The sequence below is a fragment of the Orbus sasakiae genome (genome assembly GCF_039542345.1).
GTDB classification, from domain to species: domain Bacteria; phylum Pseudomonadota; class Gammaproteobacteria; order Enterobacterales; family Orbaceae; genus Orbus; species Orbus sasakiae.
Map to the genome: position 1 here is coordinate 331351 of NZ_BAABHY010000001.1, position 20440 is coordinate 351790.

Consider the following 20440-nt stretch of genomic DNA (forward strand, 5'->3'; position numbering starts at 1 on the left):
AGTCAAACTGGTTAATATGAAAAAAACACGACAAGCGGCACAGCGAAAAGAGACTAAAAAAAAGGCTTTTCTATTATTTGCTAATGTTGAACAGTTTGTAGGATTTTTGTTTTTTATTATCGTTATATCATTAAGCGTATGGGTTGTTATTACCGTTAAAAATTGGGTAGATAATCCGGAACGCGTGGTATTATCACAGTTAACCTTAACAGGTGATAACACATTTACAACCGAAGAAGATGTGAGAAAAGCAATATTAGGTCTTGGTTTGCCCAATACTTATATTGCTCAAGATGTTGATGATATTCAGCAAGAAATTATGCGTCTGCCTTGGATTAAACAAGTCAGTGTACGTAAACAGTGGCCAGATCGTTTAATTGTACACATTGTTGAGTACCAACCGCATTACTTTTGGAATGAGATTTTTTTATTGGATAATCATGCTGTGATGTTTAGTGTGCCAAAAGAGCGCATTAACAATGACATGATGCCAAAGTTATATGGCCCAATTGGCAAAGAAAAACTCATTTTAGATATGTATCATCAACTAGAGACAGTTTCGACGCAACTGGCTAATAAAGATTTAACATTATCAATTAGTGATGCAATGGCCGATGATCGAAATGCCTGGCAATTAATTGTTAAACCGTGTGTAAAAGGTTTTTGTGTTGATAATCAAAACATTACACTTAAACTTGGTCGAGAAAATATTATAGAGCGTTACGAGCGGTTTATTCGACTGTTCTCAGATATTCAGGCCGGATTGCCTGAAGATGAAAGATTAATTGAAGCTGATTTACGTTATGAAAATGGTATTTCAGTTAAAAAACAAAAAATTGAGAAATAATTAGGATAACGAAGTATGAAAACAACAGAAAAAAAGTTAGTCGTTGGACTGGAAGTTGGTACATCCAAGGTACTTGCACTTGTTGGGGAAGTACTTCCAGACGGTATTGTTAACATTATTGGCGTTGGTCATTGTCCTTCAAAAGGCGTGGATAAAGGTGGCGTTAATGATCTTGAATCAGTGGTAAAATCAATACAACGAGCCGCAGATCAAGCTGAATTAATGGCTGACTGTCAAATTTCTTCAGTCTATCTCGCTCTCTCAGGTAAGCATATTCGTTGTCAAAATGAAATTGGTATGGTGCCAATTGCTGAAGAAGAAGTGACGGCTGATGATGTTGAAAATGTTGTTCATACGGCAAAATCAGTTCGTATTTTAGATGAACACCGTATATTACATGTTATTGCTCAAGAATATTCTATTGATTTACAAGAGGGGATAAAAAACCCAATAGGTTTATCTGGTGTACGAATGAAGTCAAAAGTTCATTTGATTACCTGTCATAATGATATGGCAAAAAATATCGTTAAAGCCGTAGAGCGCTGTGGATTAAAAGTTGATCAACTTATTTTTTCAGGACTTGCATCCAGTTATGCTGTATTGACCGATGATGAAAAAGAGCTCGGTGCATGTGTTATTGATATGGGTGGCGGTACGATGGATATTTCGGTTTATACAGGGGGGGCGTTACGTCACTCTGTGGTTATTCCGTATGCCGGAAATGTCGTAACCAGTGATATCGCTTATGCATTTGGTACCCCTCCTATGGATGCTGAAAATATTAAAATTAAATATGGTTGTGCAACCGGAGCCTTAGTTGGTAAAGATGAAGTTATCGATGTACCAAGTGTCGGCGGGCGGCCATCTCGAACATTACAGCGACAAACATTGGCAGATGTTATTGAGCCAAGATACACAGAGTTATTATCATTAGTACAAAAAGAACTGACCACACTACAAGAGAGTTTAAAGCAACAAAATGTTAAGCATCAGTTGGCCGCAGGTATTGTTTTAACTGGTGGGGCAGCCCAAATTAAAGGCTTGGTTGAATGTGCTGAAAAAGTATTCCAAAATCAAGTCAGAATCGGATACCCACTTAATATATCAGGTTTAACTGATTATGTACAAAAACCTTATTGTTCAACCGCGGTTGGCCTTTTGCATTATGGAAAACAAAGTATATTAAACGATGACGGCGATACAAAAGATAAGTCGTCAATAAAGGGATTGGCTAAACGTTTAACAGGCTGGTTTAAAAAAGAGTTTTAGTCAATATTTTTATAATAATTAATTCATTAACTGCGTGACTTTGCCAGAGCTTATCTGTACAATATCAGCCAAGCGTTGTGTAGACGCAGAGAATGTAAATTTGGAGAGTAATTATGTTTGAACCAATGGTTGCATCAAATGAACCAGTTATTAAAGTTATCGGTGTTGGTGGCGGTGGCGGTAATGCCGTGGAACACATGGTTGCAGAGCACATTGAAGGCGTAGAGTTTTTTGCTGCAAATACCGATGCGCAAGCTTTGAGACGAATCAAAGTTGGTCAAACAATCCAAATCGGTAGTGCGATTACTAAAGGTTTAGGTGCTGGTGCAAACCCTGAAGTGGGGAAAACATCAGCTCAAGAAGACCGTGATGTTATTCGCACAGCACTTGAAGGTGCCGATATGGTTTTTATCGCAGCAGGTATGGGTGGTGGTACCGGTACAGGGGCGGCCCCCGTTGTTGCTGAAATCGCTAAAGAATTGGGGATTTTGACTGTTGCTGTCGTCACTAAACCGTTTGGTTTTGAAGGTAAAAAAAGAATGGCATTTGCCGAACAAGGTATTGCCGAACTTGCTAAACACGTTGACTCATTAATTACGATTCCAAATGATAAATTACTTAAAGTATTAGGGCGAGGCGTAACATTACTCAATGCGTTTTCTGCTGCTAATGGTGTTTTAATGGGCGCAGTACAAGGTATTGCTGAGCTTATTACTAAACCAGGTATTATTAACGTTGACTTTGCTGACGTACGAACAGTGATGTCTGAAATGGGTTATGCCATGATGGGTTCTGGAAAAGCATCTGGTGACAACCGTGCGGAAGAAGCGGCTGAAATGGCTATTTCAAGTCCATTACTTGAAGATATTGATTTGTCGGGTGCACGTGGTGTACTAGTCAATGTTACCGCGGGCTTTGATTTAAGCTTAGAAGAATTTGACACAGTAGGTCGTACTGTGCAGGCATTTGCTTCAGATAATGCAACAGTTGTTGTTGGTTCAACAATTGATCCTGATATGACTGATGAAATTAGAGTAACGGTTGTTGCTACAGGTATTGGTATGGATAAACGTCCTGAAATGAAAATGGTACAACCTATTGCACCGCGTCAGACGTATCAGCAACCTGCTGCACCAGTTCAGCACGAGATTAAACCAGCTCAAGTGGTAAATGACACTTCTACGTCAACGGTTAATAAAGAAGATTATTTAGATATTCCCGCTTTTTTACGTAAACAAGCGGATTAATTTGAACTTATAACAAGTTTTGTTGTCGAATAAATAAGTCATAAATCGTTAGTTACATAATGATAGGTGCAAAGAGTGAAACAAAGAACATTAAAAAATAAAATTCAGACGACTGGAGTTGGCTTACATACAGGTAAAAAAGTCACGCTAACTTTACGCCCTGCGCCTGATAATACCGGAATTATTTATCGTCGAACTGATTTAAGTCCTGCAGTTGATTTTCCTGTTGATGCAAAATCAGTCCGTGACACTATGTTATGTACTTGTTTAGTGAATGAGAACAACGTTAGAATTTCAACAGTTGAGCATATCAATGCCGCTTTAGCTGGTCTTGGTATCGATAATATTATTATTGAAGTGGATGCACCTGAAATTCCAATAATGGATGGTAGTGCAAGTCCATTTATCTATTTATTATTAGATGCGGGTATTGCTGAACAAGATGCACCAAAAAAATTCTTACGCGTTAAACAAACAGTACGCGTTGAAAATGGTGATAAATGGGCAGAAATCAGACCTTATAGCGGTTTTAAATTAGATTTTACGATTGATTTTAATCACCCAGCTATTGATGGTAGCTCGCAACGTTATCAAATGGATTTCTCATCCGAATCATTTATTCGTCAAATTAGCCGTGCAAGAACTTTTGGTTTCATGCGTGATATTGAAATGTTACAGTCTAAAGGATTATGTCTTGGTGGTAGTTTAGATTGCGCAATTGTTGTTGATGATTATCGCGTTTTAAATGAAGATGGTTTACGTTTTGATGATGAATTTGTTAGACATAAGATGCTTGATACCATTGGTGACTTATACATGTGTGGTCATAACATGTTGGCTGAAGTGGTGTGTTATAAATCAGGACATGCACTAAATAACCAATTATTACAGGCTTTACTTGCTAACCAAGAAGCTTGGGAGTTTGTTACATTTGATGATGCACAAGCTGTTCCTGTTGCTTTAACTAATCAATCGCTTGTTTTAGCTTAATTTATCAATTTTCTAATTAACGCTTTCATCTTACAGTGAAAGCGTTTTTTATTTCTACTAAATATAAATATTTGATTACTAATTATGAAAACTAGTCATTTTTTTGCTCACCTTGCACGATTAAAGTTAATTAATCGCTGGCCTTTAATGCGTAATATCAGAACTGAAAATGTTTCTGAGCATAGTTTACAAGTTGCTTTTGTCGCACATGCATTAGCGATCATTAAAAATCGTAAATTTGGTGGTGGTGTTAATCCAGAAAGGATTGCATTAATGGCGATGTATCATGATGCTTCAGAAGTGCTTACTGGTGACATGCCAACACCAACGAAATATTACAATCCACAAATTACCGTTGAATATAAGAAGATAGAAAAAATCGCGCAAAATAAATTAATCGATATGTTGCCTGAAGAACTTCAAGCTGATTTTAGTCCCTTAATTGATGATGATTTTTACAGCGATGATGAACGGCATATTATCAAGCAAGCTGATGCATTGTGTGCTTATTTAAAAACAATTGAAGAGCTGAGTGCTGGTAACAATGAGTTTAAATTAGCAAAGCAGCGATTAAAGAAGACATTATCCGAACGAGATAGCGCTGAAATGGATTATTTTTTAGATGTATTTGTACCAAGTTTTAGTTTATCGCTTGATGAAATTACATTAGATGATTAATAAAATGAAATGCTAAAACTTTTTTTATAGACTAGGATGTCATACGAGAATCATCATTTTTTATTAAAAAATTACGGGAAAATTTCAAATTTTAGCAATCCAAAAATATTTTCTTATCTGCATATTGTTTTTTAATTTTCTTAGGAGTATATAGTAATGGAATATTTAAGAATATTCATAAACTAAATAGTTTTTTTAACTAAGGATGAATAAAAATGGCTAAATCAGCTCCAGCTAAAAAAGAACCAGCTAAAGCCCCAGCAAAAGCACCTGCTAAAGCGCCTTCTAAAAAGAAATAGTGTTTAAACCGAATTGATATGATTAAAGGGCGATATTGCCCTTTTTTCATTTATGTTATTAGCTTATCATGGTAATAAATCGCTAAAATATAATAATAGGCTTTACCATTGGGTGTATTCACGGTTATTTCATCATCGACTTTATGACCGATTAGGCTTCTAGCAACTGGGCTATCAATTGAAATCCAATTCTTTTTAGGATCAAATTCATCCGGCCCAACGATTCGGTATATTTTTAGCTGACCCTGTTCATCTTCCAGTTTTACCCAGGCACCAAAAAAGACTTTACCTTCTTGAGCCGGATTAGGTTCAACAACGGTAAGTGCTTCTAATCGTTTGGTTAAAAATCTGACTCGCCGGTCTATTTCACGTAATCGACGTTTCCCATAAATGTATTCAGCATTTTCACTACGATCACCCATTGCAGCCGCTTCTGAAACAGCTTGTGTCACGATCGGCCTTTCTTCTTTCCAAAGATATTTTAATTCACGATCAAGTGCCAAATATCCTTCTCTTGTTATATAATTACTCTTTGCCATAGTTAAAATTATTTATTTTGATTCCATTAATGAAAAGTAAGATTAGTACTTATGATAAATCCTCAAATTAACCATATTATAGCGGGTGAACTCGCTGTAAAACCAGAACAAGTTTTAGCGGCTATCACTTTACTTGATGAAGGTAGTACCGTTCCTTTTATTGCACGTTATCGAAAAGAAGTCACCGGCGGGCTTGATGATACACAGTTAAGGACGTTAGACACAAGGCTAAATTATTTACGTGAATTAGATGATCGTAAGCAAACAATTTTAAAATCGATTACAGAACAAGGTAAATTAACGCCAGAATTAGAAAAAAGTATTACACAAACACTGAATAAAACCGAATTAGAAGATCTTTATCTACCCTATAAACCCAAACGTCGTACACGTGGTCAAATTGCTATTGAAGCAGGACTTGAGCCTTTAGCTGATAGTTTATGGCTAAATCCGCAACGCGTTCCTGAAATTGAAGCTGAAAAATATCTCAATACAGATAAAGGCTTTGACGATATCAAATCAGTTTTAGATGGTGCTCGTTACATTCTGATGGAGCGATTTGCTGAAGATGCAGGATTATTGGCTAAAGTCCGTCACTACTTATGGAATAATGCGCATTTAGTTTCACAAGTCAATACAGGTAAAGAAGAAGATGGCGCAAAATTTAGGGACTATTTTGAACAGCATGAATTGATTTCAAAAATTCCTTCACACCGTGCTTTAGCGATGTTTCGTGGTCGTAACGAAGGTTTTTTACAGCTGTCACTTAATGCCGATCCTTTATCCGAAGAACCACCAAAAGAAAGTTATTGTGAGCACATTATTACTCAACATTTGGGGCTCCAGCTTAATGACCAACCCGCAGATAAGTGGCGTAAAGCTGTCATTAGTTGGACGTGGCGCATTAAGATTCTGATGTCAATGGAAACAGAATTAATGACAACATTACGTGAGCGTGCTGAAGATGAAGCGATTAATGTGTTTGCCGCCAATTTACATGATATGTTGATGGCCGCCCCAGCAGGAATGAAAGTGACAATGGGGATGGATCCAGGATTACGTACAGGTGTCAAAATAGCAGTTGTTGATGCAACGGGAAAATTGTTAGCAACTGAAACTATATACCCACATACTGGCCAAGCAGATAAAGCGGCAATGATTGTGGCCGCGTTATGTATTAAATATCACGTTGAGCTCGTTGCGATTGGTAATGGTACTGCTTCACGAGAAACTGAGCGGTTTTTTCTTGATTTACAGAAAAAGTATTCAGAAGTTAAAGCTCAAAAAGTCATTGTCAGTGAAGCTGGCGCTTCAGTTTATTCAGCATCTGAACTTGCTGCGCAAGAATTTCCTGATTTAGATGTTTCAATTCGTGGTGCAGTATCAATTGCACGTAGACTGCAAGATCCCCTTGCTGAATTAGTTAAAATTGACCCAAAATCGATAGGTGTTGGTCAATATCAACATGATGTGAGTCAAACACTACTTGCTAAAAAACTGGATGCAGTTGTTGAAGATTGTGTAAATGCCGTCGGGGTAAACCTTAATACAGCTTCAGTTATGCTGTTATCAAGAATTGCGGGTCTCAATAAAGTGATTGCTCAGAATATTGTTGAATATCGAAATGAACATGGTCAGTTTGCTGAACGTAAACAACTTTTAAACGTTACTCGACTTGGCCCAAAAGCATTTGAGCAGTGTGCCGGTTTTTTACGTATTATGAATGGTAAAAATCCACTAGATGCCTCAGCGGTTCACCCTGAAGCATATCCCGTGGTGGAACGCATCTTAGCAACGATTAACAAACCGCTTAAAGATATTATGGGCGATAGTACAATACTTAAATCATTAAAAGCTGTCGATTTTACGGATGAGCATTTTGGTGTTCCAACCGTCACTGATATTATCAAAGAACTTGATAAACCGGGCCGTGATCCAAGACCTGAATTTAAAACAGCACAATTTAGTGAAAATGTTGAAACAATGAATGATCTTAAAGTGGGGATGATCTTGGAAGGCGCGGTCACTAACGTAACAAACTTTGGTGCTTTTGTTGATATTGGTGTTCATCAAGATGGATTAGTTCATATTTCCGCGTTATCCGATAAATTTGTTGAAGATCCAAGAACCGTGGTTAAAACGGGTGATATTGTTAAAGTTAAAGTCATGGAAGTCGAGATTGCACGTAAACGTATCGCGTTGTCAATGCGATTAGATGACCAAACTTCATCTTCGGCGAAAAACACACAAGGACAAAATAAAGAGTCCCGTCCAATCAATACTAAACAGGCGAACACCGTCTCTAACAGTGCTATGGGCAATGCATTTGCTGCGGCATTTAAAAAGAAATAAGGATTGAGGATGGCAACACGAATACCGAATACATTTAATTTGCCAGTTTATGCTAATGATGTCATAACAGCTAATTCTGTCGCACAGTTAATTGACTGCTATCACCAAGCAACCAAGAAGAATTTACCTATTCTGATTTTAGGGCAGGGAAGTAATACACTATTTACCCAAAATTTTGATGGTATTATTATCGTAAACCGTATTGATGGCATAGCGATCTCTGAAGATAGTGAGCACTGGTTTTTGAAAGTGGGTGCAGGGGAAATTTGGCATCAGCTGGTGACATATACGATTGAAAATGATCTACCTGGTCTTGAAAACCTAGCCTTGATACCGGGATGTGTGGGCTCAGCTCCAATTCAAAACATTGGCGCTTACGGTGTGGAATTTGAACGTGTTGCTGATTTTGTTGAACTTTTAGAGCTGAGTACAGGCAACATCATTACAGTAACAGATGGTCACTATGGATACCGAGAAAGTATTTTCAAATCCCAGTATTTAAATGGTTATGTCGTCATCTCGGTCGGAATAAAACTGGCGAAAAATTGGCAACCTATTTTAAGTTATGGTGAGCTTAAACAATTTGATCAGCAAACTGTTAGTGCAAAAATAATTTTTGATAAAGTATGCGATATTCGGCGCAGTAAATTGCCCGATCCCCAAGTACTCGGTAATGCGGGCAGTTTTTTTAAAAATCCTGTGATTAAAAATATCGATTATCATCAATTAAAACAACGATATCCTGACTTACCTGCTTATCCACAAGCCAATGATTATGTTAAGATTGCCGCTGGTTGGCTAATTGATCAGTGTGGGCTAAAAGGACACCAAATTGGTGGCGCAGCAGTGCATGATAAACAAGCACTAGTACTGGTTAATAAACATCAGGCAATAGCACAAGATGTGATTGATTTAGCTGCTTTTGTGAGAAATACTGTACAACAAAAATTTGGTATCAGTCTTACACCTGAGATCCGATTTATTGGTAAAGATGGTGAAATAGATGCGATTGAATTGCTATCTCAATAAGTTGGATCGGTTATAACCAAATATCGCTCGATGACCTAAAATAAACGAGATAAATTATGATGAGATACCTTTTATCTAAATTAGATAAAAGGTATTTATTTATGTCTTTAACACGCTATATTGTTTAGGAAAATCTTGGTACTTGGTTTGATATGTATTGCATTATTTAGAGATAATAAAATGGGCGCACGTTCATATTCTTTTCCAATTCTATTAATCAGTTTGCTGTTTGTCACTATTTCACTTTCAACACTAAATACACAAGTTCCGCTTTGGCTTGTCCATAACCAATTCCCAGTTTGGCAAATTGGATTAGTGGGGTCAAGTTACTTTGTTGGTAATCTCATTGGTACGATTATTGCTAATTGGATTATTGGTAAATTTAATGCAAAAAAAACGTATAGTTATGTGTGTATTTTATTCGCTTTAGCCACGTTAGGATTAAGTCTTTCAATGGATGTTTATAGTTGGTCATTTTGGCGATTAATCATTGGCATTGCTTGTGCGGTAACATGGGTTATTGTGGAAAGCTGTATTCTTGTTACGGGGACGGTACGGACTCGTGGTAAAATGTTAGCTGTATATATGACGACTTACTACTTAGGTACTGTATTTGGACAAGCTTTATTACGCTATTTTCCCATTGATGTACTTTATTTTGGTTTAGTGATTAGTACTTTAATGGCTTTAGCCATTTTATTTATAGCCTTAACACACTATAAGCTACCTAAAAAGAAAAAAAGTTCATTTAACCTAATGCCTATGCTTGTGCATAAACAAGCTCGCTTAGGATTAATGGGATGTGTGATTGCGGGAATGATTATTGGATCCTTCTATTCTTTATTGCCTGCTTACTATGCTCATTTAGGTTATGATGATAGCCAAGTTGCTAACTGGATGATTATTTTGATAACATCAGGGGTTATTGCACAAATTCCTGTTGGCTGGATAGCTGACCGCTATGGTAAACAAAAATTGCTGATTATTGAAATGATCATTGCAACCTTGGCGTGTATGATGTTAATAGCGGGTGTTTTTGATGTGATTGCAACAATATTACTTGGAGCAACAATCTATACGGTATATCCTATTTCAATGGCTTGGGCCTGTGAAACCGTCAAGAAACAAGATATTGTGACAATGAATCAAACCATGTTATTAGTTAATACATTAGGCAGTTTGGTTGCACCAGCACTGATTGCCTTAGCGATGGATAAATTAGGTAATGATTACCTATTTGTCAGTATTGTGCTGATTTCAATTTATTTTGTTTGGTTACTTTCAAGAAGTTTAATAAAAAATCGATGGAGTCGACATGCGGGATCTTTCTAATCCACTTAAAGTTATTGATCTGTTATCTGATGGTGAATGCCATTCAGGCGAAGAACTTGCCGCTATATTTGGTATTACCCGTGCTGCGGTTAACAAATACATTAAGTTGATTAGAGAGTGGGGTGTAGAGCTTACTTCGGTTCCGCGTAAAGGTTATCAACTCACTTACCCACTCGATCTTTTAAAATTTGCCAAAATTGAACATTTTTATACACAACATACCGACAAACCGATAAATCTTGATGTTATCCCTGTTATTGATTCAACAAATCAATATTTATTGGAACGACTAAATACGCTTTCAACTGGTTTTGCCTGCGTTGCTGAATACCAACAAGCAGGACGAGGTCGGCGTGGAAGGCAATGGTTTTCACCCTTTGCAAGTAATTTATATTTATCGATGTACTGGCGTCTTGAACAAGGGCCTGCCGCTGCGATGGGGCTGAGTCTGGCTATTGGTATTGTCATTGCTCAAGTATTACGTGAAATATCAGGACAAGATATTAAAGTCAAATGGCCAAATGACCTTTATCTTAACGATAAAAAATTAGCGGGAATTTTAGTCGAAATTGCGGGTAAAACCGGCGATGTAGCACATATCGTTATTGGCATGGGGATTAATTTACGTATGCATAATCCTAATCAAGATATTGTTAACCAAGCGTGGTCAAACCTCGGTGATATCGATCGTAATTTACTTGTAGCTAAATTGCTATATCGTTTGCGAGATGCGCTTTATTGTTTTGAAACAGAAGGATTGAGCGCATTTATAAAACAGTGGCAGCCGTTAGATAATTTTGCTGATAGGCCTGTAAAATTAATTATTGGCGAGACTGAAATTAAAGGTATAGCAAAAGGCATTAATGAACAAGGTGCGTTGCTACTCGAGCAAAATGGTATACTTAAAGCTTATATTGGTGGTGAAATTTCATTAAGAGCGGATAATACTAAATAAAACATTAGATTAAATTAATATGTTATTTGATAATGATTTTTAATCCTTGATACCGATAATATTTATTACCTTTAATATGCTTTAATCCTAATGGCTATCCAATCTATCTCGGATGCATACTGATACGCTTAACTGCAATAAAACATCAAAGCATCAAAAAAAGTTAAGCGAGCATCGCTATTTTCGTCATAAAAACAATTTGATTGGCCGGTTATTTTTTTTGTTAGAATATCATATATTCATGATAGAGTATCCGTGTGAGACTTGTAAAAATTAGGGTGAATGCTTATGCTAAATTTCGAATTTTATAATCCAACTCGCATTATTTTTGGTCAAGATACCGTCAAAGAAATAGCACGCTATTTACCAAAAGATGCACGTGTTTTAATTTTGTATGGTGGTCAAAGTGCCACTAAAAATGGCACAATTGATGAAATCAAACATGTTTTATCCCCTTTCTATTATAACGAATTTAGCGGTATTGAAGCTAACCCACATTTTGAAACCTTGCTCAATGCCGTCGAACTTGTCAAAAAAGATAAAATCAACTTCCTTCTTGCAGTAGGGGGCGGCTCAGTGATTGATGGCACTAAATTTGTGGCTCAAGCAGCACTTTATCGTGATGAACCATGGCAAATTTTAACTCGTGAAGGTCCAAAAGTTAAAGATGCATTACCGATTGGAGTGGTATTAACCATTCCTGCAACAGGTTCAGAAATGAATTGTCGAGGTGTTGTGACACGAGCAAAAACTCAAGAAAAACTCTCTTTTAGAACTGAACTTGTCTATCCAAAGTTCTCGGTTCTTGATCCAACGAAAACTTATACTTTACCGAAAAGACAGTTAGAAAATGGTTTAGTTGATTCGTTTGTACATACTTTAGAACAATACCTAACGTATCCCGTCGATGCTAAGGTTACAGATGCTTTTGCTGAAGGTGTTTTACGCACATTAATCGAAATTGCACCTGACGTCATAAATAAAACGCATGATTATAATTCGAGAGCTAATTTTATGTGGGCAGCGACGGTTGCATTAAATGGCGTTTTAGCAACAGGTGTGCCTGAGGATTGGGCAACGCACCGAATTGGTCATGAGTTAACTGCGCTTTATGGAATAGATCATGCGAGAACATTGGCACTAATATTACCCGTATTATGGCGTTTGAAAATAACCGAGAAACAGGCCAAACTTTGTCAATATGCTGAGCGAGTATGGGATATTCACAGTGGCTCAGAATTAGAAAAAGCAGAAATAGCCATCAGTAAAACCATTGAATTTTTTGAATCATTGGGTATGAAAATGCAACTAAGTGATTATGGTGTGACAAAAGATATTGAGCTATTACTACAACGCTTAGAAAAACACGGTCAAACTGCATTGGGTGAGCATCAAGATATCACATTAGCTGTCAGCCGTAAAATTCTTGAGAAAATTTAATCGATGACTGACTAATTGTCGATTAATTTATCTAAAAATTCATCAATCAGATGAGCCTTGTCTAAACGCTTAAAAAGTGGCAAGGCCAGAGGGTGCTATGTTAAAAGTTGAAATCCTATGAATCATGATACAAATGTATAATAAATTGAAATCATGTGCGAAATAATCTAAATGAATCGAGTATGAATATGATTAAAATCAACAATGCTAAATATAAAATTAGCGATAATATGACGTTTTTTATTCCCCAATTAACGATTAATTCAGGAGATTGCTTTGCATTTGTGGGAAGTAATGGAAGCGGTAAATCAACACTTGTTAAAGCATTAGCAAACGAACAACCTTTGTTATCGGGGGAAATCGCTAATCATTTTTCTCGTATTGCGCACATTTCTTTTGAGCAATTACAAAAGATTATTGATGAAGAATGGAAAAAAAATAATACTGATTTACTGAGTGAAGGTGAGGATGATACGGGGTTAACAACAGGGCAAATGATTCAGAGTGATATTAAAAATCAAGATCTATGTGATCAGTTAGCCAAACAGTTTGGTATTTCACATTTACTTGAACGTCGTTTTAAATACTTATCAACTGGTGAAACCCGCAAAACGTTGTTATGTAGAACCTTAATGTCTTCTCCGCAACTTCTCATTCTTGATGAGCCATTTGATGGGCTCGATGTTGATTCTCGACAGCAATTGGCTTTATTATTGGCTGAACTTGCTAAACACGGAGTGACACTTGTGCTTGTGTTAAACCGTTTTAATGAAATACCTGAATTTATTCAATATATTGGGGTGCTGGCTGAATGTAAATTGATAAAAGTGGCAGATCGTCAGACAATTTTACAAGATCAGATCATACAAGAATTGGCTAATATCGAATTATTAAACAGTTCACAGTTACCTTTACCCGATGAACAACCGTTATATTTAGCTGACCATCTACCGCGTGTTATTCTAAAACAGGGTTATGTGCAGTATGACGAGAAACCGATTATTCAAAACCTCAATTGGCAAGTCAATGCAAAAGAAAATTGGCAAATTGTTGGACCCAATGGTGCTGGGAAATCAACATTACTTAGTTTAGTGACAGGAGACCATCCTCAAGGGTACAGTAATGATTTAACCTTATTTGGCCGTAAACGAGGCTCAGGTGAAACTATTTGGGATATTAAAAAGCATATTGGTTATGTAAGTAGTAGTTTACATTTAGATTATCGCGTCAATATCAGTGTAAAAAATGTTTTATTATCGGGCTATTTTGATTCAATCGGCGTGTATTGTGCGACAAGTGATAAACAAAATAAATTAGCTGATGAGTGGCTTGCATTATTGAATTTGACTAAACAAGCTCATCAACCTTTCCAATCTTTATCTTGGGGTCAACAACGTTTAGTTTTAATTGCCCGAGCTTTAGTTAAACATCCAACATTATTAATTTTGGATGAGCCTCTACAAGGTCTTGATCAGTTAAATCGTGAGCTGGTAAAACGCTGGATTGATTTACTTATTCAAAAAGGTCAAACCCAATTACTCTTTGTTTCACATCATATTGAAGATGCTCCGGCATGTATTACGCATCGTTTAACATTTGTTGGTGATCATAAAAATGGTTTTCAATATGATATAACATCATTATTGACAGCAGAAGTTAGGTAATTACTATTAATTTTACTAACAAAAATAGGTAAAAAAAATTTTCTTTACTGGTAGTTTGGAACAACCAAAATACATTAATATTACAGAAACTCTTGAAAATTAAGGATTAGCCCATACTATTAAAGTTATCCCCGATGGCTGTGGATAACTTTGTGAATAGTTTCTTGAAAAGGGGCTTAACCGTTGGAAATAGCTGGCTTTAGTTCAACTTGCTTAGATTGTAGACATAAAAAATTAAATCATTAATAATCAGCTAGTTATAATAAATCAAGCGACGGTTATCAGCCATCGTCAATCTATTTTTTAGCATGATATGTTAAAAATCAATAAATCTGAAAGGTCAAGTCTTTTTGGGGATAAATTTTATTAATAGGTAATCACGTCGTTATCGAAACAAGGTATATCAAATATGCGAAATTTTAAATTATATTCAGACTTTAGCCCCGCAGGAGATCAACCAGAAGCCATAAAAAAAATTAACCAAAACTTAGAAGATGGTATTGCTCATCAAACTTTGCTTGGGGTAACGGGATCAGGTAAAACCTTTACCATGGCTAATGTTATTGCGACTCATAATCGACCAACGGTTATCTTGGCACCGAATAAAACACTAGCGGCGCAGTTGTATGGAGAAATGAAGGCCTTTTTCCCGGATAATGCGGTTGAATACTTTGTGTCTTATTATGACTATTATCAACCAGAATCATATGTACCGACGACCGATACATTTATCGAGAAAGATGCTTCAATTAATGAGCATATTGAACAAATGCGTTTGTCAGCAACAAAATCATTGTTAGAACGTCGTGATGTTGTGATTGTTGCGTCGGTGTCGGCAATCTACGGTTTAGGTGCACCAGAAACCTATATGGCAATGATTTTACACTTGACTAAAGGCACGATTACCGATCAAAGAGCGATTTTAACGCGTTTAGCAGAGATGCAATACAAACGTAATGACGTCGGTTTTAATCGTGGTACATTTCGTGTTAGAGGTGATGTTATTGATATATTTCCAGCTGATTCTGACACTCTGGCTGTTAGAGTTGAATTATTTGATGATGAAGTTGAAAAAATAGTACTATTTGATCCCTTAACTGGTAGCGCTGTAAATGAAGTCTCTCGTATCACTGTATATCCGAAAACCCATTATGTCACGCCGAGAAATATTCTTGATAATGCAATTGCACAGATTAAACAAGAATTAGCAGAACGTCGGAAAATTCTATTAGATGAAAATCGTTTATTAGAAGAGCAACGAATAACACAACGAACCTTGTTTGATCTAGAGATGATGTCAGAATTAGGTTATTGTTCTGGTATTGAAAACTATTCACGTTACTTAGCACAACGTAAAGCTGGCGAACCACCAGCAACATTATTTGATTATTTACCCGCTGATGGCTTGTTATTTATAGATGAATCACATGTCGGCGTACCACAACTCGGTGCGATGTACAATGGTGACCGCTCTCGTAAGTTAACTCTCGTTGAATATGGTTTTCGTTTGCCTTCCGCATTAGACAACAGACCACTTAAATTTAGCGAGTTTGAACAGATAATGCCACAAACCGTTTATGTATCGGCAACCCCTGCTAAATATGAAATTGAAAAGTCGGGCGGTGAAATCATAGAACAAGTTGTTAGACCAACCGGATTGCTCGATCCGATTATTGAAGTTAGGCCTGTAATGACCCAAGTTGATGATTTGTTGTCTGAAATTAAACAGCGAATGGCGATTGAAGAACGGGTTTTGGTGACAACCCTTACAAAACGAATGGCTGAAAACTTAACCGATTATTTTTCGGAGCATGGTGTACGGGTTAAATACCTACACTCGGATATTAATACGGTGGAACGTATGGAAATCATTCGAGACTTGCGCTTAGGTGAAGTTGATGTATTAGTGGGGATTAACCTATTACGAGAAGGTTTAGATATTCCGGAAGTTTCACTTGTTGCTATTTTGGATGCTGATCGTGAAGGCTTCTTACGTTCGGCCAGCTCATTGATCCAAACCGTTGGGCGTGCGGCACGTAATGTCAATGGTCGGGCAATCTTGTATGCTGATAAAATTACACCGGCTATGCAAAGGACGATAGATGAAACTGCGCGTAGGCGAGCAAAACAGAAAGAGTTTAATCAAGAGCATCATATTACGCCAACATCGGTGAAAAAACAGATTCAAGATATTTTAGAAGCTGGTTTAAGCACCAAAAAATCAACCAGCAAAGTCAAGATGTTTGAGCCAGGTAAAAATTATGAATATGTCTCTATTAAAGACGTTCAAGCTCGCATCAAAGAACTTGAAAGCATGATGCATGATGCAGCTAAAAATCTTGAATTTGAGCGAGCAGGTGTTTTACGTGATGAAATTAAAAAGTTACGCAGTGATTTTATTACCTTGTCTTAATGTATTGACTCGATTATGATTAGCGAGCAATTTGTTTGATATCATTACGCTGCTTTAAGTCTTTTTGATGTTAATCAATTTGTTATTTGTATTGATTTTTTTCGTATGCACTAATTATATTAACTACAAGGAAATAAAATGGAAAACAATAATATTATTCAAGTTGAAGTTGATTCATTTTTAATTAAAAAGATGTCTTTTATTGGGACAATGCAAAAAATTTTTGGTGTGCTAGCGATCATTGCAGGTGCTATAAGTTGTATCGGTATTGTGACCGCAATTTTGGGAATACCTTATATCATTGCTGGCGTAAAATTATTTAAATCCGGTAGTGCATTTACTTATGCTGCATACAGTAATGATGGTAAATTTTTAAGAGAAGCGATTATCAATTTAGCCTCGTATTGGTTCACAACATTAATATTAATTCTTGCATGTATTGTTTTCTATGTTATTTTTTTAATCTTTATTTTTATCTTCGCAAGTCAAAACTACGGCTATTTAAGATAATCAATGCGTTAATAATATAGGAGTAAAATCAGTGACAATTACACGACTTGACCCAGCGGATCGTTGGTCAGAAGCGGTTATCCATAACGATGTAATTTATTACACTAGCGTGCCAGCAGATTTAACCGGTGATGCATATCAACAAACTCAAAGTGCATTGTCTGAAATTGATACAATTTTAGCACGTGCTAACAGTGATAAAACACAAATTTTAGATGCAACAATTTTTATCGTTGATAAAGCCGATTTTCAAGCGATGAATAAAGCGTGGGATGAGTGGGTTGCTAAAGGTCAAGCACCCGTTCGTTGTACTGTTCAAGCAGGGTTAATGAAAGACAGTTATAAAGTTGAAATTAAAATTGTCGCAGCAGTAAAAAAACCATCATAATGATTTGATTGAGTGCCATTTTGCTACGAAGTAGCAAAATGGCTGAATTTCTAAAATGCAGTCGTATCTTGGAATAAGCCAACTTTTAAATCTGTTGCTTGGTAAATGAGTTTTCCATCTACAAATACTTCACCATCACCAATTCCCATAATTAAACGACGATTAATCACGCGTTTAAAATGAATTTTGTAGGTTACTTTTTTTGCAGTTGGTAATACTTGCCCTGTAAATTTGACTTCACCTACACCCAGTGCACGGCCTTTACCTTTACCGCCAACCCAGCCAAGATAAAATCCAACAAGTTGCCACATTGCATCAAGTCCTAAACAACCTGGCATAACAGGATCATTTTTGAAATGACATTTAAAAAACCATAGGTCAGGATTAATATCAAGTTCAGCCTCAACATAACCCTTTTCGTATTGACCACCATGTTCATTCATTTCAACAACACGATCCATCATTAGCATATTATCTGATGGTAAAGGAGGCCCATCAATGCCAAATAATTCATTATTACCAGATTTAATTAAGTCTTCTTTTGTATAAGATGATTTACGTTCAAAAGTCATAGGTAGCCTTTTTGTTTTTTTATATCATAGAATAAATTAAGCGTACAAGTGTAAGCTTAATTATGCGCTTTTGCAACGCTATTTGCGCCATTTATTAAACCATGAAGTTGGTCGTTTCTCTGTGCTCATCATCATTTGAATTCGTGCTTGAATTAATTTATATAAGCTAATCGTTGATTCATCGCGGTAAGCGATACCCGTTAATAAGTAAAGTGCCTCGCCAACATTATCTACAGTCCAAATTGAAAATTGTTGGTTTTTTATCGCCTCAACGATTTCATCACTTAAACATAAATGACGTTGGTTTGCTGAAGGAATAATGACACCTTGTTGACCGGTTAACCCTTGATGTTGACAGACAGCAAAAAATCCTGCAATTTTTTCATTAACGCCACCAATAGCTTGGACATGACCAAATTGATCAACCGACCCGGTTACCGCAAGCTGCTGATCAATCGGCTGTCCTGATAACGCACTAATCAATACACATAATCCTGCAAGTGACGCGCTGTCACCGTCAACCTCATTATAAGATTGTTCGAAAACTAATGATGCAGAAAAGGGCAATTGATGTGTAATCGCAAATTCTGAGGTAATAAATGCTTGCATGATCATCATGCCTTTCGAATGAATATTACCCGCCAACTCATTTTTACGTTCAATATCGATAAATTCACCATCGCCATAATGAATCAAACAGCTTAAGCGTGTCGGTTCACCAATTGGTCTTGGATAACCTGGGTATTCAACCACTGACAAACCATTTATTTGCCCAATAATTTGATCTTTGGTATTAATCGTGACTTGGTTTGTAAAGATGGAATCCCTAAACCGTTCGATCAAATAACTTTCTCGCCAATGCTTTTGAGCTATTGCACTCTTGATTGCTGCAGCGTCAATTTGATACTCAGCAACTTGAGCTGCATTAATCAATTGTGTATTTAACCAATCCGGGGATAAGGGTAAGTAGTATTGATCTTCCGTATAGGCTGATCCCGCTTTAACTAATTCGGTAAATGCTGAGTTATCAATTTTAGGTAATTGTTGGTCATTGGCTAAAAAACGTAAATAAGCAGCCCAATTTTGTAAGTCTTGATCTGATTTCAGGTGTAAATCATTTTCATACTCAGCATAAAGTGAGGTATCAAAAAATTCTGGATCATCATCTTGCATTTCTGCCATGCTCAATCTATCACCAACAAGTATGATACGTAAATCAAGAGGCATTGAGGGAATAGAAATCGGTAATGGATTCGCATCATCAGTTGAAAACCATTCATATTCACCATGGGTGACCATTTTTTTCAATCGTCCCCATAACGCAGGCTGGGATAATAAAGTGCGTAGTCCCAAGATGAGTACGCCACCATTTGCGTCATGTACAAGACCAGGTTCGAGTTTGAAAGTATTGTCTTCTGGTTGACGCACGCAACCAAACAAGTTTTCATTGTCAACCCATGAGGAATAAAGACAGTTGTCAATGGCTGCAAAATTATCTTGTTTACTTTTCGCGGGGGTTAATGTGATTTTATTCTCATTAATATGATAAGCAAATCCTGTTCCATTTGACGTTAAAACAGATTTTACGGCATGCTGTAATAATGAAAATACCAATTGGCTTTCAGGTGCTTTGAGTAACAAAAATTTTGGCTGATAGGTTTTCCTAACAGTAGGACATAATAAAGATAACGCCGAGCGAATTCGAGGCTGTAATGTCAGTAAATCCGCCTCAAAGGTTGAGTCTTGTAACAGTGTTTGAATATGTTCTACATTAGGCTGAGTGTCTTGCCAGTTTAATTGTTTAATAGTCAAAGTTATCGTCTTATTAAAAGTGTCAAATTAATCGACAGATTATACCTGATTTATTGCAAGATATAAAAAATTTACAGAAAGATTTTTTAAAATCGGGTAAACTA

18 protein-coding genes are annotated in these 20440 nt (G+C 36.6%); 14 read left to right on the forward strand and 4 right to left on the reverse strand.

What is annotated here, in order from left to right; genetic code table 11:
- The first annotated feature begins 16 nt into the window (after positions 1-16).
- The 5 genes from ABEA36_RS01370 (at position 17) to yfbR (ending at position 5031) form a co-directional block, all read left to right on the forward strand.
- Positions 17-847 (forward strand): cell division protein FtsQ/DivIB, encoded by an 831-nt coding sequence (locus ABEA36_RS01370; RefSeq protein ID WP_345487949.1) that lies wholly within the window; start codon positions 17-19, stop codon positions 845-847.
- 15 nt (positions 848-862) lie between these two features.
- Positions 863-2116 (forward strand): cell division protein FtsA, encoded by a 1254-nt coding sequence (gene ftsA / locus ABEA36_RS01375; RefSeq protein WP_345487952.1) that lies wholly within the window; start codon positions 863-865, stop codon positions 2114-2116.
- A gap of 113 nt (positions 2117-2229) precedes the next feature.
- Complete coding sequence (gene ftsZ / locus ABEA36_RS01380) at positions 2230-3363, forward strand: cell division protein FtsZ (protein ID WP_345487954.1); 1134 nt, start codon at positions 2230-2232, stop codon at positions 3361-3363.
- 75 nt (positions 3364-3438) lie between these two features.
- Positions 3439-4353 (forward strand): UDP-3-O-acyl-N-acetylglucosamine deacetylase, encoded by a 915-nt coding sequence (lpxC, locus tag ABEA36_RS01385; RefSeq protein ID WP_345487956.1) that lies wholly within the window; start codon positions 3439-3441, stop codon positions 4351-4353.
- A gap of 84 nt (positions 4354-4437) precedes the next feature.
- Positions 4438-5031, forward strand: a complete 594-nt coding sequence (yfbR, locus tag ABEA36_RS01390; RefSeq protein ID WP_345487958.1) for a 5'-deoxynucleotidase — start codon at positions 4438-4440, stop codon at positions 5029-5031.
- A gap of 199 nt (positions 5032-5230) precedes the next feature.
- On the opposite strand, the gene ABEA36_RS01395 is transcribed toward yfbR, so the two are convergent.
- Positions 5231-5380: a hypothetical protein gene (locus tag ABEA36_RS01395; RefSeq protein ID WP_345487960.1), complete on the reverse strand. Its 150-nt coding sequence runs from the start codon at positions 5378-5380 to the stop codon at positions 5231-5233.
- Complete coding sequence (greB, locus tag ABEA36_RS01400; protein WP_345487962.1) at positions 5381-5869, reverse strand: transcription elongation factor GreB; 489 nt, start codon at positions 5867-5869, stop codon at positions 5381-5383.
- A gap of 51 nt (positions 5870-5920) precedes the next feature.
- Between greB and ABEA36_RS01405 the strand changes: the two genes are divergently transcribed.
- The 9 genes from ABEA36_RS01405 (at position 5921) to ABEA36_RS01445 (ending at position 17952) form a co-directional block, all read left to right on the forward strand.
- Positions 5921-8221: a Tex family protein gene (locus ABEA36_RS01405; RefSeq protein ID WP_345487965.1), complete on the forward strand. Its 2301-nt coding sequence runs from the start codon at positions 5921-5923 to the stop codon at positions 8219-8221.
- A 9-nt stretch (positions 8222-8230) separates the two neighbouring features.
- Positions 8231-9250 carry a UDP-N-acetylmuramate dehydrogenase gene (murB, locus tag ABEA36_RS01410; protein ID WP_345487967.1) on the forward strand — a complete coding sequence of 340 codons (1020 nt, stop codon included), beginning with the start codon at positions 8231-8233 and terminating at the stop codon, positions 9248-9250.
- A gap of 180 nt (positions 9251-9430) precedes the next feature.
- Entirely contained in the window at positions 9431-10582 is a 1152-nt protein-coding gene (locus ABEA36_RS01415; protein ID WP_345487969.1) for an MFS transporter, read from the forward strand.
- Entirely contained in the window at positions 10566-11537 is a 972-nt protein-coding gene (birA, locus tag ABEA36_RS01420; protein WP_345487971.1) for a bifunctional biotin--[acetyl-CoA-carboxylase] ligase/biotin operon repressor BirA, read from the forward strand. Before ABEA36_RS01415 ends, birA begins: the two co-directional genes overlap by 17 nt.
- Before the next feature lie 288 nt (positions 11538-11825).
- Complete coding sequence (locus ABEA36_RS01425) at positions 11826-12977, forward strand: iron-containing alcohol dehydrogenase (protein WP_345487973.1); 1152 nt, start codon at positions 11826-11828, stop codon at positions 12975-12977.
- A gap of 182 nt (positions 12978-13159) precedes the next feature.
- Complete coding sequence (gene modF, locus ABEA36_RS01430) at positions 13160-14641, forward strand: molybdate ABC transporter ATP-binding protein ModF (protein ID WP_345487975.1); 1482 nt, start codon at positions 13160-13162, stop codon at positions 14639-14641.
- 409 nt (positions 14642-15050) lie between these two features.
- Entirely contained in the window at positions 15051-17054 is a 2004-nt protein-coding gene (gene uvrB, locus ABEA36_RS01435; RefSeq protein WP_345487978.1) for an excinuclease ABC subunit UvrB, read from the forward strand.
- 138 nt (positions 17055-17192) lie between these two features.
- Positions 17193-17564, forward strand: coding sequence for a DUF5362 family protein (locus ABEA36_RS01440; RefSeq protein ID WP_345487981.1), 372 nt, complete (start codon positions 17193-17195; stop codon positions 17562-17564).
- A 31-nt stretch (positions 17565-17595) separates the two neighbouring features.
- The gene (locus ABEA36_RS01445; protein WP_345487983.1) at positions 17596-17952 is read left to right on the forward strand and encodes a RidA family protein; all 357 of its coding nucleotides are present in this window, start codon (positions 17596-17598) and stop codon (positions 17950-17952) included.
- Positions 17953-18002: 50 nt separating this feature from the next.
- Here the strand turns inward: ABEA36_RS01445 and fabA are convergent, their stop codons facing one another.
- A complete protein-coding gene (gene fabA, locus ABEA36_RS01450) occupies positions 18003-18524 on the reverse strand; it encodes a bifunctional 3-hydroxydecanoyl-ACP dehydratase/trans-2-decenoyl-ACP isomerase (protein WP_345487986.1) in 522 nt (173 codons plus the stop codon).
- Positions 18525-18602: 78 nt separating this feature from the next.
- Positions 18603-20336: an AAA family ATPase gene (locus tag ABEA36_RS01455; protein WP_345487988.1), complete on the reverse strand. Its 1734-nt coding sequence runs from the start codon at positions 20334-20336 to the stop codon at positions 18603-18605.
- Between the last annotated feature and the right edge of the window lie 104 nt (positions 20337-20440).